Source organism: Streptomyces albireticuli (genome assembly GCF_021228125.1).
Lineage (GTDB): Bacteria > Actinomycetota > Actinomycetes > Streptomycetales > Streptomycetaceae > Streptomyces > Streptomyces albireticuli.
Genome location: NZ_JAJQQS010000002.1, coordinates 47,044 through 66,821, shown reverse-complemented (window position 1 = coordinate 66,821; position 19,778 = coordinate 47,044). Strand labels below are relative to the sequence as shown.

At 70.6% G+C, this 19,778-nt stretch carries 21 protein-coding genes, 1 tRNA gene and 1 riboswitch; of the genes, 8 read left to right on the top strand and 14 right to left on the bottom strand.

Annotated features, from left to right (window positions below; genetic code table 11):
* Positions 1 to 7 precede the first annotated feature (7 nt).
* The 3 genes from LUZ64_RS00475 to LUZ64_RS00465 form a co-directional block, all read right to left on the bottom strand.
* A complete protein-coding gene (locus tag LUZ64_RS00475) occupies positions 8 to 328 on the bottom strand; it encodes a DMT family transporter (RefSeq protein ID WP_232390302.1) in 321 nt (106 codons plus the stop codon).
* A 30-nt stretch (positions 329 to 358) separates the two neighbouring features.
* Positions 359 to 429: riboswitch (guanidine-III (ykkC-III) riboswitch) on the bottom strand.
* Positions 430 to 516: 87 nt separating this feature from the next.
* A complete protein-coding gene (locus tag LUZ64_RS00470; RefSeq protein WP_087930644.1) occupies positions 517 to 819 on the bottom strand; it encodes a GroES family chaperonin in 303 nt (100 codons plus the stop codon).
* Between the two features lie 156 nt (positions 820 to 975).
* Positions 976 to 1,296, bottom strand: coding sequence for a DUF3618 domain-containing protein (locus tag LUZ64_RS00465; protein ID WP_095580303.1), 321 nt, complete (start codon positions 1,294 to 1,296; stop codon positions 976 to 978).
* A 165-nt stretch (positions 1,297 to 1,461) separates the two neighbouring features.
* Here LUZ64_RS00465 and bcp point away from each other — a divergent pair, with 165 nt between their 5' ends.
* On the top strand, positions 1,462 to 1,929 hold the full coding sequence (gene bcp / locus LUZ64_RS00460; protein WP_095580305.1) for a thioredoxin-dependent thiol peroxidase: 468 nt from the start codon (positions 1,462 to 1,464) through the stop codon (positions 1,927 to 1,929).
* A gap of 195 nt (positions 1,930 to 2,124) precedes the next feature.
* Here bcp and LUZ64_RS00455 read toward each other — a convergent pair whose 3' ends face one another.
* Positions 2,125 to 3,366, bottom strand: a complete 1,242-nt coding sequence (locus LUZ64_RS00455) for a sensor histidine kinase (RefSeq protein ID WP_095580307.1) — start codon at positions 3,364 to 3,366, stop codon at positions 2,125 to 2,127.
* Positions 3,366 to 3,893: a hypothetical protein gene (locus LUZ64_RS00450; protein WP_095580309.1), complete on the bottom strand. Its 528-nt coding sequence runs from the start codon at positions 3,891 to 3,893 to the stop codon at positions 3,366 to 3,368. The genes LUZ64_RS00455 and LUZ64_RS00450 overlap by 1 nt, the downstream gene beginning before the upstream one ends.
* 259 nt (positions 3,894 to 4,152) lie before the next feature.
* On the opposite strand from LUZ64_RS00450, the gene LUZ64_RS00445 reads away from it, so the two are divergent.
* From LUZ64_RS00445 to LUZ64_RS00430, 4 genes are all read left to right on the top strand, one after another.
* Positions 4,153 to 5,649: an MFS transporter gene (locus LUZ64_RS00445; RefSeq protein WP_095580311.1), complete on the top strand. Its 1,497-nt coding sequence runs from the start codon at positions 4,153 to 4,155 to the stop codon at positions 5,647 to 5,649.
* Between the two features lie 171 nt (positions 5,650 to 5,820).
* Entirely contained in the window at positions 5,821 to 6,444 is a 624-nt protein-coding gene (locus tag LUZ64_RS00440; RefSeq protein ID WP_095580313.1) for an HNH endonuclease signature motif containing protein, read from the top strand.
* A complete protein-coding gene (locus tag LUZ64_RS00435; RefSeq protein WP_095580315.1) occupies positions 6,441 to 7,286 on the top strand; it encodes an HNH endonuclease signature motif containing protein in 846 nt (281 codons plus the stop codon). Before LUZ64_RS00440 ends, LUZ64_RS00435 begins: the two co-directional genes overlap by 4 nt.
* 51 nt (positions 7,287 to 7,337) lie before the next feature.
* Positions 7,338 to 7,410 (top strand) — tRNA-Leu (locus tag LUZ64_RS00430).
* Positions 7,411 to 7,469: 59 nt separating this feature from the next.
* Here the strand turns inward: LUZ64_RS00430 and rdgB are convergent.
* The 4 genes from rdgB to LUZ64_RS00410 form a co-directional block, all read right to left on the bottom strand.
* A complete protein-coding gene (rdgB, locus tag LUZ64_RS00425; RefSeq protein WP_087927956.1) occupies positions 7,470 to 8,072 on the bottom strand; it encodes an RdgB/HAM1 family non-canonical purine NTP pyrophosphatase in 603 nt (200 codons plus the stop codon).
* A 56-nt stretch (positions 8,073 to 8,128) separates the two neighbouring features.
* The gene (locus LUZ64_RS00420) at positions 8,129 to 8,518 is read right to left on the bottom strand and encodes a hypothetical protein (RefSeq protein WP_095580317.1); all 390 of its coding nucleotides are present in this window, start codon (positions 8,516 to 8,518) and stop codon (positions 8,129 to 8,131) included.
* Positions 8,519 to 8,628: 110 nt separating this feature from the next.
* Positions 8,629 to 9,360, bottom strand: coding sequence for a ribonuclease PH (rph, locus tag LUZ64_RS00415; protein ID WP_095580319.1), 732 nt, complete (start codon positions 9,358 to 9,360; stop codon positions 8,629 to 8,631).
* A 96-nt stretch (positions 9,361 to 9,456) separates the two neighbouring features.
* Positions 9,457 to 9,690, bottom strand: coding sequence for a PTS sugar transporter subunit IIB (locus tag LUZ64_RS00410; RefSeq protein WP_087927953.1), 234 nt, complete (start codon positions 9,688 to 9,690; stop codon positions 9,457 to 9,459).
* Positions 9,691 to 9,928: 238 nt separating this feature from the next.
* On the opposite strand from LUZ64_RS00410, the gene LUZ64_RS00405 reads away from it, so the two are divergent.
* Together LUZ64_RS00405 and LUZ64_RS00400 are read left to right on the top strand one after the other, a co-directional pair.
* Positions 9,929 to 11,242, top strand: a complete 1,314-nt coding sequence (locus LUZ64_RS00405; protein ID WP_095580321.1) for a PTS transporter subunit EIIC — start codon at positions 9,929 to 9,931, stop codon at positions 11,240 to 11,242.
* A gap of 231 nt (positions 11,243 to 11,473) precedes the next feature.
* Positions 11,474 to 12,763, top strand: coding sequence for a PTS transporter subunit EIIC (locus LUZ64_RS00400; RefSeq protein ID WP_095580323.1), 1,290 nt, complete (start codon positions 11,474 to 11,476; stop codon positions 12,761 to 12,763).
* A gap of 110 nt (positions 12,764 to 12,873) precedes the next feature.
* On the opposite strand, the gene LUZ64_RS00395 is transcribed toward LUZ64_RS00400, so the two are convergent.
* Positions 12,874 to 13,626 carry an MBL fold metallo-hydrolase gene (locus LUZ64_RS00395; RefSeq protein ID WP_095580325.1) on the bottom strand — a complete coding sequence of 251 codons (753 nt, stop codon included), beginning with the start codon at positions 13,624 to 13,626 and terminating at the stop codon, positions 12,874 to 12,876.
* A gap of 260 nt (positions 13,627 to 13,886) precedes the next feature.
* Here LUZ64_RS00395 and LUZ64_RS00390 point away from each other — a divergent pair, with 260 nt between their 5' ends.
* Positions 13,887 to 16,094 (top strand): NACHT domain-containing protein, encoded by a 2,208-nt coding sequence (locus tag LUZ64_RS00390; RefSeq protein WP_095580327.1) that lies wholly within the window; start codon positions 13,887 to 13,889, stop codon positions 16,092 to 16,094.
* 65 nt (positions 16,095 to 16,159) lie between these two features.
* Here the strand turns inward: LUZ64_RS00390 and LUZ64_RS00385 are convergent, their stop codons facing one another.
* From LUZ64_RS00385 to LUZ64_RS00370, 4 genes are all read right to left on the bottom strand, one after another.
* The gene (locus LUZ64_RS00385; protein ID WP_095580329.1) at positions 16,160 to 17,110 is read right to left on the bottom strand and encodes a PLP-dependent cysteine synthase family protein; all 951 of its coding nucleotides are present in this window, start codon (positions 17,108 to 17,110) and stop codon (positions 16,160 to 16,162) included.
* A gap of 14 nt (positions 17,111 to 17,124) precedes the next feature.
* Complete coding sequence (locus tag LUZ64_RS00380; RefSeq protein ID WP_095580331.1) at positions 17,125 to 17,412, bottom strand: MoaD/ThiS family protein; 288 nt, start codon at positions 17,410 to 17,412, stop codon at positions 17,125 to 17,127.
* 148 nt (positions 17,413 to 17,560) lie between these two features.
* Positions 17,561 to 17,983, bottom strand: a complete 423-nt coding sequence (locus LUZ64_RS00375) for a M67 family metallopeptidase (protein ID WP_095580333.1) — start codon at positions 17,981 to 17,983, stop codon at positions 17,561 to 17,563.
* Positions 17,984 to 18,083: 100 nt separating this feature from the next.
* Positions 18,084 to 19,589, bottom strand: coding sequence for an amino acid permease (locus LUZ64_RS00370; protein WP_095580335.1), 1,506 nt, complete (start codon positions 19,587 to 19,589; stop codon positions 18,084 to 18,086).
* Positions 19,590 to 19,778: the final 189 nt, after the last annotated feature.

Below are 19,778 nucleotides of genomic sequence, written 5' to 3'. Positions count from 1 at the left end.
GCCGGCGTCAGTGGCCCGAGGTGACCTTCAGCCCCACCACCGCCACCAGCAGCAGCACGACGAAGAAGATCCGCGCGGCGGTCGCCGGCTCCCCCAGCACCACCATGCCCAGCACCGCCGCGCCGGCCGCGCCGATGCCCACCCACACGCCGTAGGCGGTGCCGATGGGGAGCGACTTCGCAGCCTGCGACAGCAGCATCATGCTGGCGGCGATACCCGCGACGGTGAACACGCTCGGCCACAGCCGGGTGAACCCCTCGGTGAACTTCATGCCGATCGACCAGCCGACCTCGAGCAGACCGGCGACGGCGAGCAGGACCCATGCCATGACGGCACCTCCGTGGAATCTACCTACAGGGGTGCGTCGTCTTGTCCTGACCCGGTACGGCGCGTCTCGTCGGGCTCTTACGACCGTATCAAAAAGGACGAAACGTGGGTAGCGGGGCCGGTTGCCCGGAAGCTGGATGCCCAGAGGCCCGGACGTCTGCAGATCCGGACGTCCAGAGGCCCGGACGTCTAGAGGTAGAGACCCGTGGAGTCGTCCGAGCCCTCCAGCCGCTCCGCCGCCACCGCGTGCAGATCGCGCTCGCGCATCAGGACGTACGCGACACCGCGCACCTCCACCTCCGCGCGGTCCTCCGGGTCGTACAGCACCCGGTCGCCGGGCTCCACCGTGCGCACGCTCTGCCCGACCGCCACGACCTCGGCCCAGGCCAGTCGGCGGCCCACCGCCGCCGTCGCCGGAATGACGATGCCGCCGGTGGACCGGCGCTCGCCCTCGGGAATGTCGGTCCGGACCAGCACGCGGTCGTGCAGCATCCGGATGGGCAGCTTGTCGTGGGTGGTATGCGTACTCACGCCCCTGACCGTACCTGGCCGCGCCCGCCCTCCGGGGCCCCAGGCCGGGATCCGCCGGGATCCGCCGGGATCCTCCCGGTTACGCCCCGTACCCGCGGGGCCCCGCGGGCGCCCTCGCTACGCCTTGTGACGACGCGAGGAGACCGTCAGCAGCCCGATCACGCCCACCGCCACCATGGCCACCGGCACGATCCGGTCCAGCCGGGGCGCGCCCTCCTCCGTCACGAACCGCGCCCGCACATCGGACACCAGCCGGTTCGCCGCCACATAGGCACGGCCCGCGGTGGCGTCCACCTTCGCGGCCACCTTGGCCTTCGCATCGCCCACGATCGTGCTCGGGTGCATCCGCATCCCGATCTCGTCGAGCGTCACGGCGAGCTCTTCCCGCCTGCGGGCGATGTCCGCCTCGATCTGCGCAGGGGTCCTGGCATCCGACACCGCGCTGCCTCCGTCGTCTCGATAAGAGTGATGATGAGTGATGACGACAGTCTGTCAGCTCGCCGGACGCCGTGCCCCGCGGCACCCCCGATCCACGTGGTGGCTAGTCTCGGGAGGCGGCGTCCGTCCCCGAGGCGCCGCCCCGAGGTCACGACGAGGAGAGTCATGAGCGAGCGACTTCAGCCCGGCGACACCGCCCCCGCCTTCACCCTGCCCGACGCGGACGGCAAGCAGGTCTCGCTCGCCGACCACAAGGGCCGCAAGGTCATCGTCTACTTCTACCCGGCCGCCCTCACCCCGGGCTGCACCAAGCAGGCCTGCGACTTCACGGACAACCTCGCCTTCCTCACCGGCCACGGCTACGACGTGATCGGCGTCTCCCCCGACAAGCCGGAGAAGCTCGCGAAGTTCCGCGAGAAGGAGCAGCTCCAGGTCACCCTCGTCGGGGACCCGGAGAAGAAGGTGCTGGAGGCCTACGGGGCGTTCGGCGAGAAGAAGCTGTACGGGAAGACCGTGACGGGCGTCATCCGGTCGACGATCATCGTCGACGAGGAGGGCAAGGTGGAGCGCGCCCTCTACAACGTGAAGGCCACGGGCCACGTAGCGAAGATCATCAAGGACCTGGGGCTGTAAGCCCACGGTCCGGGGTGCGGCCGTGGGTCCGGCCGTGGCCCCGTCGCGCTTCCGGCCCCGGCTCCCTCCGTGGCCCCCGGCCTTCGGCCGCCGGACGACTCGGAGAGCTCCGCGCCCGTCCGGCGGCTTACGGGGGCGCCTGCCGCGGGCGCGGCGCACCCGTACGGAACGGGGCGCGCCCGTACGGGAACGACCTCACTCGCCCGCCGCAGGCGGCTCCGCCTCCGGAAGGTCCAGGACCGCCCGCGCGCCGCCGCCCTCCGCCGTACCGAACTCCAGCCGTGCCCCCAGCACCACCGCCTGGCCCACCGCGATCGTCAGCCCCAGACCGTGCCCGGTGCCACGCTCCGGCGCCGCCGTACGGAACCGCCGCGGCCCCTGGTCGACCAGCTCCGGCGGATAGCCGTCACCGTGGTCGCGCACCGTGATCCGGGTGCCCTCCACCAGGACCTCGATCGGCGGCTTCCCGTGCTTCGCGGCGTTGCCCAGGATGTTCACCAGGATCCGCTCCACCCGGCGGGCGTCCGTCGCCACGATCCGGCCCTCGCCGACCACCTCGACCGACACCTCGTCGACCCCGCGCTGGCCCTGCGCCCGCTTCACGATCCCGCGCACCAGCGACGGCAGCTCCACCTCGTCGAGCTGCGCCCGCTCCCGGCCGGCGTCCAGCCGCGACACCTCCAGCAGGTCCTCGACCAGCACCCGCATCGTCTGCGCCCGCTCCCGGACCATCTCCACCGCCCGCGGGTGCGGCAGCAGCTCCGCCGAGGCCACCAGACCGGCCACCGGCGTCCGCAGCTCGTGCGCCACGTCCGCGGTGAACTCGCGCTCCGCCTCCACCCGCGCCGCCAGTGACGCCGCCATATGGTGCACGGAGCGGCCCAGCTCCGCGACCTCGTCCCGGCCGCCGGCCGCCAGCGCCTCCGGGTCCGGCGGCTCCCCCGCCGCGATCCGGCGGGCCGCCGCGGCACTGTGCCGCAGCCGCCGCGACAGGCTCTGCGCCACGAACCACGCGACCACCGCCATCAGCGCCACCGTGGACGCACCGGCCACCACCAGCGCCTTGTCCAGCGCCCGCTGGAGCGGATCGCGGTCCGGGTAGGGCGCCGACACCGACAGCACCTTCCCGCCCTCGACCTCCGTCGCCGCCCACACCCGGGGGTCGCCGCCGCCGCTGATGTACGTACCGGAACGGCCCTCGCGGACCGCCTCCATCAGCACGGGCGGCAGCGTGGAGTCGTCGAGCTGCGCGCCGAGCGCGAGCAGGCTGTCCCGCTGGTAGACCTGGAGCGCCGAGCTGAGCAGGCTGTCCTGGTACGACTGCGCCTGCCCGGCGCGCTCCACGGCCGAGATGTGGTGGACGGCGAGGCCGAGGACGACGACGGCGAGTGCGGTGACGAAGGAGATCGCGAGCGCGATCCGGCCACGGATTCCCATCACGCGATCGAGTACGTTTCCCGCGACTCGCCCAGCGGCGTGGCCCCCGTGTAGTCGACCTCCAGCCCGGTGAACGCCATCTTCCCGTCGACGTTCTTCGCGCCGTAGAGCCGGAAGCGCGCCGGGAAGGACGTCACACCCGCCCCGTTCGCTCCTCGTGACACCTGGACCACGCCATCGCCCTCGGCGCCGTCCACCGCGTAGTGCTCCCACGTGATGCCGCTCGCCACCATGCCGGCGTCCGCGCACGTCAGTGTGATGATCTCCGGCTCGACGACCGGCTCACCGAGCCCGCACTCCCGCACGCCCGGCGTCTTCGCCGGAGTGGCGTCGACCTTCGCCTCGCCCACGCCGCGCGGCGCCTTCGACTTCTGGGCCGCCGCCGTCTTCGGGGCGTCGGACACCGCGCTCGCCCGGTCCTGCGCCTGGCTGCACCACACGCCACCGAACGCCACGGCGGTCACCGCCGCGAAGACCGCCACGACGGTACGCGGACGGGCCCGGCGAGACTCCGCACGGTCGGCCATCGGCCTCTCTTCCTGGGTGAGGACGTGCTGCTGAGGGGGTGTTGTCCGCCCTCAGCTCTGAGGACGGTGAATTCGGGCGACGCGTTCCCTTCATGCCTATATCAGGTTCCCTTCCGCCCTGCCTCGTCCGAGTGACCTATCTCCCTCCCCTCCACCCCGGCGGTTTGAGCCGCCGCACAGCGCGCAGACGCATCACGCCCACCCGTACGAGCACTGTCGGCGCACCACGCGGCCGAGCCGAACGAGAGGAAGCCGAGCCGTGTCCACCGGCAGCAGCCCCGAGGCAGAGACCGAGACGACGACCGACCCGGCGGCGGTCAGACGCCACCCCGCCCTGTTCCGGGCCGTCGCCCGGCGCCGCAACCCCCCGCTGCGGCGCACCGACATCACCGTCACGGACGAGGCGACGGTGCGCCGGGCGGTGAAGGCGGCGGCCCTCGGCAACGCGATGGAGTGGTTCGACTTCGGCATCTACAGCTATCTGGCGGTGACCCTCGGGGACGTCTTCTTCCCTTCCGGCGACGACACCGTCCGGCTGCTGTCCTCGCTGGCCACGTTCGCCGTGGCGTTCCTGGTGCGGCCCCTGGGCGGCCTGTTCTTCGGCCCGCTCGGCGACCGTGTCGGCCGCAAGCGCGTACTGGCCCTGACCATGGTCCTGATGGCCGTCGGCACCTGTGCCATCGGGCTCATCCCCTCGTACGCGTCGATCGGCTTCTGGTCGCCGGTGCTGCTGATCTGCTTCCGGATGCTCCAGGGCTTCTCCACCGGCGGCGAGTACGGCGGCGCGTCGACCTTCATAGCCGAGTACGCGCCCGACAAGCGGCGCGGCTTCTTCGGCAGCTTCCTGGAATTCGGCACCCTCGCGGGCTACATCGGCGCGGCCGGTCTCGTCACTCTGATGAGCTCGACGCTCGGGTCGGCGGCCATGACGGACTGGGGCTGGCGCGTGCCCTTCCTGGTCGCCGGGCCGCTGGGCCTCGTCGGCCTGTACCTCCGGCTGAGGCTGGAGGACACCCCGGCCTTCCAGAAGCTGGAGGAGGAGAACGGCAACGGCGAGCGCGTCACCGGCGAGGGCACCGAACTGAAGCAGATCTTCACCACCCAGTGGTCGCGGCTGCTGCTGTGCGTCGTGCTGGCCGGCGCGTACGGCATCACGGACTACCTGCTGCTGTCCTACATGCCGACGTACCTCACCGACGAGCTCGGCTACGACGACGCCCACGGTCTGGTGATCCTGATCGCCACGATGGTCCTGCTGATGCTGCTGATCACCTTCGTCGGCCGCCTCAACGACCGCGTGGGCCGCAAGCCGCTGCTGATGGCGGGCATGGGCGGCTTCCTGCTGCTGCCCGTACCGGCGTTCCTGCTCCTGAAGCAGGGCGGTCTCGTGGCGGTCTCCGGCGGCATGCTGCTGCTGGGCCTCCCCCTGGTCTGCCTCCTCGGCACGATGTCCGCCGCCCTGCCCGCCCTCTTCCCCACCCCGGTCCGCTACGGCTCGCTGTCCATCGGCTACAACCTCTCGACGTCCCTCTTCGGCGGCACGACCCCACTGGCGGTCACGGGCCTGATCCACGCCACGGGCAGCGACATGGCCCCGGCCTTCTACACCATGGCCGCGGCCCTGGTCGGCATGATCGCGGTCGCCTGCATGCGCGAAACGGCCCGCCAGCCGCTGGAGGGCTCCCCGCCGTCGGTCTCGACGAAGGAGGAGGCGGCGGAAATAGTGACGTCCCGGGCGCCGGACCCGAAGTTCTGACACGTCCCGCCTTCGGCGTAACCGTCCGATGATCCCTTCGTTGAGGAGTTCGAGGCCGCGAACGTGTGGACGTGGCCGCGCCCAGGACTCTGCAGCCATTACCGGTGAGTGAGGGTTACCGGACGCGGCCGCGGGTCCGGACCCCTCCGCCGGTCAGTAAGGAGGGGAACCATGCCGGTCAGGTACACATACGAGTTGCTCGTCGAGGCCGCTCGTGACTCGACGTCGTACGACGAGGCGGTGCGGTGGTGCGGGGGCACGTCGACGCCGGGGAGCCGGACGTACATCCGGGCGAGGATGGCCGAGCTCGGGGTGGACACCTCGCACTTCGCGACGGGCCGGGTCCGCTACACGGAGGCGACGCTTCGGGAGCTGGTCGCTCTTTCGGGAAGCGTCGTGGAGGTGGTGCGGCGCCTCGGCATCAATCCGGTGGGTGGCAACCAGGCGCACATCGGGCGGCGGATCGCGGCGCTCGGCATCGACACCTCCCACTTCTCGATGGCGCGAACCGGGCCGAAGCGGGCTCCCAGGAGCCTGCTCACGATGGGATCGCCGTCGGACGGTCGCGTCTCGGGCCAGAGGCTGCGCCGGGCGCTGTTGAAAACCGGTGTGGCCGAGTCGTGCGCCGAGTGCGGCAACGACACGGTGTGGAAAGGCGAGCCCCTCCGGCTGGAGGTGGACCACATCAACGGCGACTGGTGGGACAACCGACCGGAGAACCTTCGCTTCCTCTGTCCCAACTGCCATGCGGTGACCGATACCTACCGCGGCCGGAAGCGAAGGAGGCAGGCATGACTCGCCGCGCCTGGTACACCGAGGACCGGCTGGCAAGGACGGCCGCCGCCTCCACCAGCCTCGTCGACATGCTGCGCAGACTCGACGCTCCCCTCGGCAGTGGGCCGCGCAGGTACCTCCGCAGCCGCCTCGACCACTACGGCATAGCCACAGGGCACTTCGTCGAGGAACCGCTCCCTCCCCGTGTGCGGCGCAGCTACTCCAAGGAACTGCTGGAGGAGGCGGCCGCCCGCTGCCACAGCATCCGGGAAATGCTCGATCACATGGGCGTTCCGCCGTACGACAGCGCGTACAACCACCTCAGCAGGAAGCTCGAGCGCTACGGCATCGACACCTCGCACTTCACAGGCAGGCGGGGAAACCGTGGGCCGGCACTGATTCCGGAGGGTGAGCTACGGAAAGCGGTCGCCGGGTCCTACAGCCTGGCCGGGGTGATGCGGGGGCTGGGACGGCCCAACGGCGGAGCGGGCCGCGCCTTGGCCAAGCGGAGCATCGCGGCGTACGGGATCTCCACGTCGCACTTCGTCGGGCAGGGGCACCAACGCGGACGGCCCTCACCTCGCCGGAAAAACGCCTCGCAGGTCCTCCGGAGGTTGCCGACCGGCTCGCCTCGGGCGAAAACCGTTCACCTCCGGCGGTCCCTCGACGAGCTCGGTGTCCCCCATATCTGCGCCAGGTGCGGCACAGGCGACACCTGGCAAGGCAAGCGACTCGTCCTGGAGATCGACCACATCAACGGTGACCGGCTCGACAACCGCCGCGAGAACCTCCGCTATCTCTGCCCGAACTGCCACTCGGTGACCAGCACCTGGTGTCGAGGAGGCCGACGGCGAATCTCGTAAGCTGCCGTCCCCGACCGCCAGGTTCGCGCAGTAAGGTAGGACGCGGTACACGCGCCCGTACGCCAAGGGCTGAGCGGCGATCTTTAGGTGGTCGTGTCTGTCGGTTCGAATCCGACCGGGCGCACTGATACCGACGGCCCGGCTCGCGCACTCCGCGAGCCGGGCCGTCGTCGTGTGCCTCCCTCAGCCCAACAGCTCCCGCACCACCGGCACCAGGCCCCGGAACGCCTTCCCCCGGTGGCTGATCGCGTTCTTCTCCGCCGGGGTCAGTTCCGCGCAGGTGCGGGTCTCGCCCAGGGGCTGGAGGACCGGGTCGTAGCCGAAGCCGCCGGTGCCCGAGGGCTCGTGGCGGAGGGTGCCCTCGAGGCGGCCTTCGACGACGCGCTCCGTGCCGTCCGGGAGGGCGAGGGCCGCGGCGCAGGCGAAGTGGGCGGCGCGGTGTTCGTCGGCGATGTCGCCGAGCTGGGCGAGGAGGAGGTCGAGGTTGGCCTTGTCGTCGCCGTGGGTGCCGGCCCAGCGGGCCGAGAAGATGCCGGGGGCGCCGTTCAGGACGTCGACGCAGAGGCCGGAGTCGTCGGCGACGGCGGGGAAGCCGGTGGCGCGGGCCAGGGCGTGGGCCTTGAGGAGGGCGTTCTCGGCGAAGGTGACGCCGGTCTCCTTGACGTCCGGGATCTCGGGGTAGGCGTCGGCGCCGACGAGCTCGACGTCGAGGCCCGCCTCCTCCAGGATGGCGCGGAGCTCGGTGACCTTGTTGGCGTTGCGGGTGGCGAGGATCAGGCGCTTCATGGGGGGATTATCCCGGGTGGTCCGGCCGCGTCCCCGCGGGGCCGCTCGCTCCGGGCTCACTTCGAGGTGCAGACCTTCGCCAGCTCGCCCGCAGCGTCCTTGACCGGGGTCAGGTCGGGCGCCTTGTTCTGCCGTTCGGCGTCGCGGACGTTGGTCACGGCCGTCTGGAGGTGGTCGAGGGCCTTGCTCACATCGGTGTCGTCGGTCTTGTCCTTGAGCTTCCTGGTGTCCTTCTCCAGGGTGTCCAGGATCTTGTCGGCCTTGCCGGGGTCCTGGGCGGCGTCCGTCACGGCCCGCTGGAGGTCGTCGACGTCATTGGTGATCTCGACGCCGAGACGGGCGCAGTCGACGGCCTTCTGCGCGGCGGAACAGCCGGCCGCGAGCGGCAGGGCGAGCGCGGCGGCGGCCAGGACGACGGCGGCCCTGGTGCGGTGGCGTGCGGGCATGGCGGTTACCTCCCGGTGGCGTGGCCACGGGCGTACGGCCGCGGAGCTCGCGATCGTACGCCCGTGTCTGTATTCCTAGGAACGCTCGTACACCGCCTTACGGTTGCCCGTCAGAGGGTGCGGGCGAGGGCCTCGCGCTGGGCGGCGTCGAGCTTGCCGCAGCCGGCGACGGCGAGGTCGAGGAGGGCGTCGAGCTCGGCGCGGGCGAAGGGCTGGGCCTCGGCGGTGCCCTGGACCTCGACGAAGCGGCCGTCGCCGGTGCAGACGACGTTCATGTCGGTCTCGGCGCGGACGTCCTCCTCGTAGCAGAGGTCGAGGAGGGGGGTGCCGTCGACGATGCCGACGCTCACCGCGCTGACGGTGCCCGTGAGCGGCTGCCGGCCGTGCTTGATCAGCTTCTTGCCCTGGGCCCAGGTGATGGCGTCGGCGAGGGCCACGTAGGCGCCGGTGATGGCGGCGGTGCGGGTGCCGCCGTCGGCCTGGAGGACGTCGCAGTCGAGGACGATGGTGTTCTCGCCGAGGGCCTTGTAGTCGATCACGGCGCGCAGGGAGCGGCCGATGAGGCGGGAGATCTCATGGGTGCGGCCGCCGATCTTGCCGCGGACGGACTCGCGGTCGCCGCGGGTGTTGGTGGCGCGGGGCAGCATCGAGTACTCGGCGGTGACCCAGCCCTCGCCGGAGCCCTTGCGCCAGCGGGGTACGCCCTCGCTGACGCTGGCGGTGCAGAAGACCTTGGTGTCGCCGAAGGAGACGAGGACGGATCCTTCGGCGTGCTTGCTCCAGCCACGCTGGATGGTCACGGGGCGGAGCTGGTCGGGGGTGCGGCCGTCGATGCGAGACATGGTGATGAGCCTATAGCCACCGGGGCATCGCGAAGGGCCCCGTTCCGGTTCGGTGGGACGAACCGGGCGCGGGGCCCTCGGCGGGAGCTCAGTGGCTCACATCATGTCTTCGATCTCGCCGGCGATCGGGTCGGCGTCGGTGCCGATGACGACCTGGATGGCGGTGCCCATCTTGACGACGCCGTGCGCGCCGGCGGCCTTGAGGGCGGCCTCATCGACGAGTTCCGGGTCGGCGACCTCGGTGCGAAGGCGGGTGATGCAGCCCTCGACCTCTTCGATGTTGTCGATGCCGCCGAGCCCGGCGACGATCTTCTCAGCCTTGGTGGCCATGTCCACTCCTGGTTGTCTCGGCCCTTCGGCGATCCCGCCGACCGGCTTTCACACGGTAACCCACGTTCAGCCCAACTACGCGGGCGTATGTCCGCCATCTGACGAAAGATGGCGTCCACAATGGCGATCACCCGGCGCTGCGCTCCGGGGGCCGGACAACACACCGCAAGTGGTCTACACCAGTATGCGCTAAAGCGCCGAGTGACTGTCGCCGGGGCGGCAGGCCGGGAGGACGCAGATGAGTTCGAACGCGGCGGCGGCGCCCCGGGAGAAGAAGTGGACGCAGGTCCTCTTCCAGAACCTCCAGAAGATGGGGCGCAGCCTCCAGCTGCCGATCGCGGTGCTGCCGGCGGCGGGCATCCTCAACCGGCTGGGGCAGCCGGACGTGTTCGGCAAGGACGGCCTGGGCTGGACGGACGTGGCGAAGGTCTTCGCGGGCGCGGGCGGCGCGCTGCTGGACTCGGGGCTGGGGCTGCCGCTGCTGTTCTGTGTGGGCGTGGCCATCGGGATGGCGAAGAAGTCGGACGGTTCGACGGCGCTGGCGGCGGTCGTGGGCTTCCTCGTCTACTTCTCGGTGCTGCACCAGTTCCCGGAGGACTGCCCGCGCGAGACGGTGTTCGGCGGGGCGGGGCTGTGGAGCGGGGTGTGCGTCTCGACGGGCGGTACGGCGGCCCCGGCGAGCTTCCAGAACCCGGGGGTGTTCGGCGGGATCGTGATCGGGCTGCTGAGCGCCTGGTTCTGGATGCGGTTCCACCGGGTGCGGCTGGTGGACTGGCTGGGCTTCTTCAACGGGCGGCGGCTGGTGCCGATCCTGATGTCGTTCGTGGCGCTGGTGTTCGCGGTGATCTGCCTGTTCGTGTGGCCGCCGATCGGTGACGCGCTCACGGACTTCAGCGAGTGGCTGTCGGACCTGGGGTCGGCGGGCGCCGGTGTCTTCGGCGTGGCGAACCGGGCGCTGCTGGTGGTGGGGCTGCACCAGTTCCTGAACACGTTCATGTGGTTCCAGTTCGGCGACTACACCAAGCCGGACGGGACGGTCGTGCACGGTGACATCAACCGGTTCCTGGCGGGTGACCCGGACGCGGGGCAGTTCACCACCGGGTTCTTCCCGATCATGATGTTCGCGCTGCCGGCGGCGGCGCTGGCGATCGCGCACTGCGCGAAGCCGCACCGCCGGAAGGTGGTGGGCGGCATGATGCTCTCGGTGGGCCTGACGTCGTTCGTCACGGGCATCACGGAGCCGGTGGAGTACTCCTTCCTCTTCATCGCTCCGGTGCTGTACGCGATCCATGCCGTGCTCACGGGTGTGTCGATGGCGGTGACCTGGGGTTTCGGGGTGCACGACGGCTTCAGCTTCTCGGCCGGCCTGATCGACTACGTGATCAACTGGGGGCTGGCGACGAAGCCGTGGCTGATCATTCCGATCGGGCTGTGCTTCGCCGTCCTCTACTACGCGATTTTCCGCTTCGCGATTACGAAGTTCGATCTGCCGACCCCGGGCCGGGAACCGGAAGAGGTGGCGGAGGAGATCGAACAGGAGAACGTGAAGTAAGGGGACAGTGACGCTGCGCCGGGATTCGCTTCCCGGCGGGACGGCCCCCGAGCCTTGGGCTCGGGGGCCGTTTCCGCCGTGCCGCTCCTGTGTGCGAGACCACGGGGAACTACGGATTCCTTTATCCCGGACTCACGTGCTACAACAGGTCTAAACCACTGAGTGGTGTAGACCAGATTGCGGGCCGTCCCCCCTTAACCCCCGAGCGCCCGCCTCACCTGGAGGAATCCGATGAGTAAGAGCGCCAAGGCGGCGAAGACGGCGCCTGTCGCCGCCGAGCCGGAGAAGAAGAAGTTCGGCGCCGGCGCGATGGCGATCGCCCAGCGCATCGGCCGCAGCCTGATGCTGCCCGTCGCGGTGCTTCCCGCCGCCGCGCTGATGGTCCGCCTCGGCCAGGACGACATGCTGGGCAAGGAGTCCCTCCCGGCGTTCCTGAACAAGATCGCCGAGTTTATGTCCGCCGGTGGTGGCGCCATCCTCGACAACATGGCGCTGCTGTTCGCCGTGGGTGTCGCGATCGGCTTCGCCAAGAAGTCGGACGGCTCGACGGCGCTGGCCGCCGTCGCCGGTTACCTGGTCTTCTCGAAGGTGCTGGCCACCTTCACCGACGGCAGCCTCCCGAAGAAGGCGGCCGTGGTCGACGGCAAGGTCGCCATGGTGGAGCAGGCGGTCGACGCCAAGGTGCTCGGCGGTGTCGTGATGGGCATCGTGGTCGCGCTGATCTACCAGCGCTTCTACCGCACCAAGCTGCCCGACTGGGCGGGCTTCTTCGGCGGCCGCCGCCTGGTGCCGATCCTGTCGTCCTTCGCGGGTCTGCTGCTCGGTGTGGTCTTCGGTTACATCTGGCCGGTGCTCGGCACGGGTCTGCACAACTTCGGTGAGTGGCTGGTCGGCTCCGGCGCGATCGGCGCGGGCATCTTCGGTGTCGCCAACCGCGGTCTGATCCCGGTCGGCATGCACCACCTGCTGAACTCCTTCCCGTGGCTCCAGGCCGGTTCGTACGACGGCCCCAAGGGCACCGTCAACGGTGACATCGCCCGCTTCCTCGCCGGCGACCCGAACGCCGGCCAGTTCATGACCGGCTTCTTCCCGATCATGATGTTCGCGCTCCCCGCGGCCTGCCTGGCGATCACCCACTGCGCCCGTCCGGAGAACCGCAAGGTCGTCGGCGGCATGATGTTCTCGCTCGCGCTCACCGCCTTCGTCACCGGTGTGACCGAGCCGATCGAGTTCACCTTCATGTTCGTCGCCCCGGTCCTGTACGCGATCCACGCGGTGCTGACCGGTGTCTCCATGGCCCTGACCTGGGCACTCGGCATGAAGGACGGCTTCGGCTTCTCCGCCGGCGCGATCGACTTCCTGCTGAACCTGGGTATCGCGTCCAAGCCGTGGCTGCTCGCCCTGGTGGGTCTGTGCTTCGCCGCGATCTACTATGTCGTCTTCCGCTTCGCGATCCTCAAGTTCAACTTGAAGACGCCGGGCCGTGAGTCGGAGGAGGAGTCCGCCGAACTCAAGGCGTGACCCCCGTGCGGTTCTGAACCGTGAATAAGAAATGCCCCCGGAATCCCTTGGATTCCGGGGGCATTTCCTTTGCACACCTTTAATGACGGCCATAACGGCCCAGCCAACAGCTAAATTTCATACACCGCGCCCGTACGCGCCAGTTCCGTCGGACCATCGAAGACGTCCCGCGCGTCCCGCAGGTTGGTCAGCGGATCGGTCCACGGCGGGATATGCGTGAGCACCAGCCGGCCGACCCCGGCGCGGGCCGCGTGCTCCCCCGCCTCACGGCCGTTGAGATGGAGATCCGGGATGTCCTCCTTGCCGTAGGTGAACGACGCCTCGCAGAGCAGCAGGTCCGTGCCGAGCGCGAGCTTGTGCAGCGCCTCGCAGGGGCCGGTGTCACCGGAGTACACCAGCGAGCGGCCGTCGTGCTCGATGCGGAAGGCGAACGCCTCGACGGGGTGGCGGACCACATCGGTGCGGATCGTCAGCGGGCCGAGGGCGAAGGCACCGGGCACGAGGGTGCGGAAGTCGAAGACCTCCCCCATGGAGCGCTCGTCGGGCACGTCGCCGTAGGCCGTGACCAGCCGCTGCTCGGTGCCCTCCGGCCCGTACACGGGCAGGGGGCCGGCGCGGCCGCCCTCGTGCCGGTAGTAGCGGGCGACGAAGTACCCGCACATATCGATGCAGTGGTCGGGATGCAGGTGGGACAGCAGGATGGCGTCGAGGTCGTAGAGACCGATGTGGCGTTGCAGCTCGCCCAGGGCGCCGTTGCCCATGTCGAGCAGCAACCGGAAGCCGTCGGCCTCTACGAGGTAGCTCGAACAGGCCGATCCCTCGGACGGGAACGACCCCGAGCATCCGACGACGGTGAGCTTCATACGGGCCTGAACCTCCGTGGGCCGGGTACGGGGGGCCATGCGGTCCGTCGAGCGTAAGGCGCGAATCAGGCGGTCGCTCCTCCACGAGCTGGGGTTGTGGTTGAAGTCACCGGTACGGACCCCTCTGCCGGTCGCGCGAAAGGGCTTCCGGGCGAATCGCCCGTCGGGGACGATGTCTTCCCGCATAGTCATGTGACCCGGCGGATCGTCACGTAATCCTGGCGCGTGACGGACGCGGGCCCCGGAACCTCAGGGGGCAGATGATGCGTCGTCCGTCCTTATCCCCGGCCTCCTCGACCCTCCTCTTCGTCATCACCACGGTGGTGCTCCCGCTCACTACCGGGGTCGCGGGCGCCGCGGTCCCCGAGAGCATCAAGCCCTACCTGGGGCTGGCCTGGCCCGTGGTCGGCCTGTCGGCGCTCGTCGCGGTGGTGCTGATGTTCCGCCGCCGCCCGCCGGTCACCGCCGACGACGACACCGGTCCCGCGCCCGCCACCGGAGGCGGAGGCCAGGGCGTACAGGCCGACGACCCGCGGCCGGCCCGCGCCGCGGACCAGCTCGCCCGGATCCTGCACGACCAGTGGTCCGTCGAGGCGGAGCTGCGCATGCTGCACCGGCCGCTGCACGTGCGCTGGTCCTCGACCCACCGGCCGGTGACCCCGGATCCCGAGACCCTGCTCGATCCGGACACGGTCGGCGGCCGGCCACTGCGATTACGGCTGCGGGGCGGCATCGGCCACACGGCCGGCATCGTCCCGGCCTTCACCCGGCTGCACCACAAACGACTGGTGATCCTGGGCGAACCAGGTGCGGGCAAGACGGTCGTGGCGATCCTGCTGACCCTCGGACTGCTGGCGCACCGGCGGGAGCACGACGCCGCGGTGCCGGTGCCGGTACTGCTCTCGCTCTCCTCGTGGGATCCGTACGCCGAGCATCCGCACACCTGGGTCGCCCGCCGGATGGTCGATGAGTACCGGGCGCTCGCCAACACGACGGCGTTCGGGCCGGACGCCGCCCGCCGGCTGGTGACCGAAGGCCGGGTCGTACCGGTCCTGGACGGGCTGGACGAGATGCCCCCCGCGCTGCACAAGGCCGCGCTCGACGCCCTCGACCGGCTCAGGCCCGGCGCGCCCCTGGTGGTCACCTGCCGCGGCACCGAATACGAGGCCGCCGTCGCCGCCGGGGGCACGGTGCTGGGCAGCGCGGCGGTGGTGGAGCTGGAGCCGGTGGGCGTGGCCGATGTGATCGCGTTCCTGCCCTCGGAGCGGACGGCCGGCGGCGAGCGCTGGGCCGCGACGGTGGCCCATCTGCGCGCGACCCCCGACGGGCCGCTGGCCAGGGCGCTGTCGTCACCGCTGATGGCTTCCCTGGCCAGGGTGGTCTACACGGGGCCGGACACCGATCCGGCCGAGCTGCTCGACCCCTCGCGGTTCGGGGACCCGGCCGCCATCGAGGACCATCTGCTGGACGCGTTCATACCGGCCGTCTACACCCACCGTCCGGCGCCTCCCGGGAACGGTCCGCCCCGCGCCGCCCCGCGGCGGTATCCGCCCGAACTGGCACACAAGTGGCTGACCTCCCTCGCCACGCACCTCCGCATGTGCGAGACCCGTGACTTCACCTGGTGGCAGCTGCACGGCTACCTCGCCCCGGCACGGCGCCGGATCCTCGTGCTGGTGCTCCAGCTCGTGGCCGGGCTCTTCGCGGGGTTGGGGCTCGCGCCGGGCGTGGGGTTCACGACCGGGATGCTCACCGGGCTCGCCGGAGGGTTCGGCAGCGGGCTGGTGTTCCCCGTGCCCACCCTGTTCACCCAGCCGGGATACGCCAACTTCCGGCTGCGCGGGCGGCTCCGGCTGCTCGTCAGGAAGCTGGCCCAGGGACTGGGCATGGGGCTGGTCTGCGGGGCCGGCGCGGTGCTCGCCGTCGGCCTCGCGACCGAGCTCGGCGCGGGCTTCCCCTGGGGGCTGAAGGCCGCGCTGGCCGCGGGGCTCGGGGCGGGGGCCGGGGTCGGGGTCGGTATCGGCGCCATGATGTGGCTGCACACCCCGGCGGACACCATCAGCGCGCCGAGCCCCACCGCCGTGCTGCGGCACGACAGGATCGCCGGTGCCGCCCGGGCCCTGGTCGAGTCCTTCGGATCCGGTCTGCTCACGGGCGTCCTGGTGGGCGGCCCGGGGTTCGGTCTGACGATCGGCGTCACCGTCGGGGTCGCGGCCGGGGTCGGCGGCGGGTTCGCGATGGGGCTCGCCCAACGGCTGGTCGCCCGGCGGAGGCTCGCCACCGACCCCGGGGCGTGGGGCTGGTTCACGTTCACCCGCGTCTGGCTGGCCCTGCGCGGCCGCTTCCCCTGGCGCCTGATGCCCTTCCTCCACGACGCCCACCGCCGAGGTGTCCTGCGGCAGGCGGGCGCGGTGTACCAGTTCCGCCACGCCCGCCTCCAGGACCGGCTCGCGCCGCCGCGCGAATGAGCACCGCCCGGCGGCGCGCCGGGCCCGCGCCCGTACGGCCCGTACCGCCGCGCCCGTACCGCCCGTCAGGCCCAGAGCTGGCCGTGCAGGGTCGCGACCGCTTCCTCGTCCGTGGCGGCGGTGTAGACGCCCGTGGACAGGTACTTCCAGCCGCCGTCGGCGACGATGAAGGCGATGTCGGCGCGCTCCCCGGCCCGTTCGGCCTTGCGGGCCACGCCGAGGGCGGCGTGCAGGACGGCGCCGGTGGAGACGCCCGCGAAGATGCCCTCCCGCGCGAGGAGTTCACGGGTGCGGCGGACGGCGTCCTCGGAGCCCACGGAGTAGCGGGTGGTGAGGACGGACGCGTCGTAGAGCTCGGGCACGAAGCCCTCGTCGAGGTTGCGCAGGCCGTAGACGACGTCGTCGTAGCGCGGTTCGGCGGCGACGATGGACACGCCGGGCACGTGCTCGCGCAGATAGCGGCCGACGCCCATGAGGGTGCCGGTGGTGCCGAGGCCGGCCACGAAGTGGGTGATCTCGGGGAGGTCGGCGAGGATCTCGGGGCCGGTGGTGGCGTAGTGCGCGCCGGCGTTGTCGGGGTTGCCGTACTGGTAGAGCATCACCCAGTCGGGGTGGCGCTCCGCCAGTTCCTTGGCCTGGCGCACGGCGGTGTTGGAGCCGCCGGCGGCGGGCGAGGGGATGATCTCCGCACCCCACATGGCGAGCAGCGCGCGGCGCTCCTCGCTGGTGTTCTCCGGCATCACGCACACCATGCGGTAGCCCTTGAGCTTGGCCGCCATGGCGAGGGAGATGCCGGTGTTGCCGGAGGTGGGCTCCAGGATGGTCGCGCCGGGGGTGAGCCGGCCGTCCTTCTCCGCCTGCTCGATCATGTGCAGGGCGGGGCGGTCCTTGACCGAGCCGGTGGGGTTGCGGTCCTCCAGCTTGGCCCAGACCCGGACGGTCTCGGACGGGGAGAGGCTCGGCAGGCGTACGAGCGGGGTGCCGCCCACCGCGGCGAGGGGGCTGTCGTAGCGCATGCCCGGGCCGCCGCTCAGGCCGTTCCGCCGGCCACGGCCGGGAGGATGGTGACGCTGTCGCCGTCGGTGAGCTCGGTGGAGATGCCGGCGAGGAAGCGGACGTCCTCGTCGTTGAGGTAGACGTTCACGAAGCGGCGCAGCTCGCCGCCCGCGGCCTCGTCGACGAGGCGCTCGCGGATGCCCGCGTGGCGGGTCTCGAGGTCCTTGAAGAGCTCGTCGATCGTGGCACCGCTGCCCTCGACGGCCTTCTCGCCGGAGGTGTAGGTGCGGAGGATGGTCGGGATGCGGACCTCGATGGCCATGGCTGTGCTCCTGTCGGAGTGCGGGGTCTGATCGCGCGGGACGCGGGGGCTCACATCGTGAGAACCATGGGCGCATCGTATCGATTCCTTGTGCGCGCCCCGGAAGTTCGTCCCGCGATGCGGACCTCGGCGTCTCACCACGCGGCGCTCAGTAGGCGTCGACGACCCGCACTTCCTCCTCCGTCACCACGCCGTCGACGATGCGGTACGAGCGGAACTGGAAGGGTCCGGCGTCATCGGTGTCGGCGGTGGAGACGAGGACGTAGTGGGCGCCGGGCTCGTTGGCGTAGGTGAGGTCCGTGCGGGAGGGGTAGGCCTCGGTGGCGGTGTGCGAGTGATAGATGATCACCGGCTCCTCGTCGCGGTCGTCCATCTCGCGGTAGAGCTTGAGGAGGTCGGTGGAGTCGAACTCGTAGAACGTGGGCGACCGGGCGGCGTTGAGCATGGGGACGAAGCGCTCGGGGCGGCCGGTGCCGGCCGGGCCGGCGACCACGCCGCAGGCCTCGTCGGGGTGGTCGGCGCGGGCGTGCGCGACGATCTGGTCGTACAGGGCCTGGGTGAGGGTCAGCATGCCCGACAGGATAAGCAGAGGGCCCGCCCGTACCGAGGGGTGGTACGGGCGGGCCCGGGTGCCGCGGGGGTCACGGCGTCCGGCCGTGACGCGAGGGGCGTCAGGCGACGTGCTCGGCCTCGGCGCGCGCGTCGGCGGCCAGCTTCGCGTAGTGCTCCGTGGACTTGCGCTCGAACGCCGCGGGGTTGCGGCGCTTGAGGACGAGGTAGGAGACGCCCATGATCAGGCCCCAGAGGGGGGCGCAGTACAGGGAGACCCGCGAGTCCTGGTCGATGCCCATCAGCACGATCACCATCAGGATGAAGGCGAGTGCGAAGTAGCTGGTCCAGGGTGCGCCCGGGGCCCGGAACTCGGACTGCGGGAGCTCGCCGCGGTCGGCCTTGCGGCGGTAGCGGAGCTGGGCCACGAGGATCATGATCCAGGCCCACATGCCGGAGATGGTCGCGAAGGAGACGACGTAGTTGAACGCCTCGCCCGGCCACTGGTAGTTGATCCACACGCCGACGAGCATGAGCACGGCGGAGAAGGTGGTGCCGCGCAGCGGCAGGCCGGTCTTGGTCAGCTGTCCGAAGAACTTCGGGCCCTGGCCGTTGAGCGCGAGGTCGCGCAGCATGCGGCCGGTGGAGTACATGCCGGAGTTGCAGGAGGACAGCGCCGCGGTGAGGACGACGAAGTTGACGATGCCGGCGCCGGCCGGGAGGCCGATCCGGGCGAACGCCTCGACGAAGGGGCTCTTGCCGGCCTCGAACGCGGTCCACGGGACCACGGACAGGATGATGATCAGCGCACCGATGTAGAAGACGGCGATCCGCCACGGGACGGTGTTGATCGCCTTGGGCAGGGTCTTCTTCGGGTCCTTGGCCTCGCCCGCGGTGACGCCGACGAGCTCGACGGCGAGGAAGGCGAACATCACGATCTGGAGCGTCATCAGCATGCTGGTGATGCCGTCGTCGCCGGCGAAGAAGCCGCCGTGGGACCAGAGGTTGCTGACGGAGGCGGTGTCCCCGGCGTCGGAGAAGCCGAGGGTGAGGACGCCGATGCCGATCAGGATCATGCCGATGATGGCGGTGACCTTGACCATCGAGAACCAGAACTCCAGCTCACCGAAGAGCTTCACGGAGATCAGGTTGGCGAGGTAGAGGACCACGGTGAAGATGAGCGCCGACACCCATTGCGGGATCGACTTGTCCCAGTAGTGCACATACGTGGCCGCGGCGGTCACCTCGGTGATTCCGGTGACGACCCAGAAGAGCCAGTACGTCCATCCGGTCACATAGCCGAAGAACGGGCCGAGGAACTCCCGTGCGTACTCCGAGAAGGAGCCGGACACCGGGCGGTACATGAGCAGCTCGCCGAGGGCGCGCATGATGAAGAAGATGACCAGGCCCGCGAGGGCGTAGGCCAGGATGAGGCTGGGTCCGGCCTTGGATATGGCCTTGCCCGCGCCGAGGAACAAGCCGGTGCCGATGGCGCCACCAATGGCGATCATCTGGATCTGTCGGTTGCCCAGTCCCCGCTGGTAACCCTCGGAAGCGCCATGTCCGCTTCCGTTCTGCCGTGCGGCCGCCGCGCTGGCGGTACGGTCCGCGACCTTCTCAGAGGTCATGGTGGTGCGCCTTTCTCCATACCGATCCGGCCATTGCGGATCGGGTCCAGATCCCCCCGGAAATGGAGTCCTGCATGCCGACGGTCGGTCGGCGGAGCGCTCCCGCCGTGACATGGGTGGCGTCACGGAGGCAGGTCGTGAAGATTTATCACGAGTGACACGGAGATCGTCCGGGCGGGTGTGAGGCAC

Coding starts and splice junctions, on each gene's coding strand:
- LUZ64_RS00475 (WP_232390302.1), bottom strand. CDS start 328: ATGGCATGGGTCCTGCTCGCCGTCGCCGGTCTGCTCGAGGTCGGCTGG.
- LUZ64_RS00470 (WP_087930644.1), bottom strand. CDS start 819: ATGCTGCACGACCGCGTGCTGGTCCGGACCGACATTCCCGAGGGCGAG.
- bcp (WP_095580305.1), top strand. CDS start 1,462: ATGAGCGAGCGACTTCAGCCCGGCGACACCGCCCCCGCCTTCACCCTG.
- LUZ64_RS00455 (WP_095580307.1), bottom strand. CDS start 3,366: ATGGGAATCCGTGGCCGGATCGCGCTCGCGATCTCCTTCGTCACCGCA.
- LUZ64_RS00450 (WP_095580309.1), bottom strand. CDS start 3,893: ATGGCCGACCGTGCGGAGTCTCGCCGGGCCCGTCCGCGTACCGTCGTG.
- LUZ64_RS00440 (WP_095580313.1), top strand. CDS start 5,821: ATGCCGGTCAGGTACACATACGAGTTGCTCGTCGAGGCCGCTCGTGAC.
- LUZ64_RS00435 (WP_095580315.1), top strand. CDS start 6,441: ATGACTCGCCGCGCCTGGTACACCGAGGACCGGCTGGCAAGGACGGCC.
- rdgB (WP_087927956.1), bottom strand. CDS start 8,072: ATGAAGCGCCTGATCCTCGCCACCCGCAACGCCAACAAGGTCACCGAG.
- LUZ64_RS00420 (WP_095580317.1), bottom strand. CDS start 8,518: ATGCCCGCACGCCACCGCACCAGGGCCGCCGTCGTCCTGGCCGCCGCC.
- rph (WP_095580319.1), bottom strand. CDS start 9,360: ATGTCTCGCATCGACGGCCGCACCCCCGACCAGCTCCGCCCCGTGACC.
- LUZ64_RS00410 (WP_087927953.1), bottom strand. CDS start 9,690: ATGGCCACCAAGGCTGAGAAGATCGTCGCCGGGCTCGGCGGCATCGAC.
- LUZ64_RS00405 (WP_095580321.1), top strand. CDS start 9,929: ATGAGTTCGAACGCGGCGGCGGCGCCCCGGGAGAAGAAGTGGACGCAG.
- LUZ64_RS00400 (WP_095580323.1), top strand. CDS start 11,474: ATGAGTAAGAGCGCCAAGGCGGCGAAGACGGCGCCTGTCGCCGCCGAG.
- LUZ64_RS00395 (WP_095580325.1), bottom strand. CDS start 13,626: ATGAAGCTCACCGTCGTCGGATGCTCGGGGTCGTTCCCGTCCGAGGGA.
- LUZ64_RS00390 (WP_095580327.1), top strand. CDS start 13,887: ATGATGCGTCGTCCGTCCTTATCCCCGGCCTCCTCGACCCTCCTCTTC.
- LUZ64_RS00385 (WP_095580329.1), bottom strand. CDS start 17,110: ATGCGCTACGACAGCCCCCTCGCCGCGGTGGGCGGCACCCCGCTCGTA.
- LUZ64_RS00380 (WP_095580331.1), bottom strand. CDS start 17,412: ATGGCCATCGAGGTCCGCATCCCGACCATCCTCCGCACCTACACCTCC.
- LUZ64_RS00375 (WP_095580333.1), bottom strand. CDS start 17,983: ATGCTGACCCTCACCCAGGCCCTGTACGACCAGATCGTCGCGCACGCC.
- LUZ64_RS00370 (WP_095580335.1), bottom strand. CDS start 19,589: ATGACCTCTGAGAAGGTCGCGGACCGTACCGCCAGCGCGGCGGCCGCA.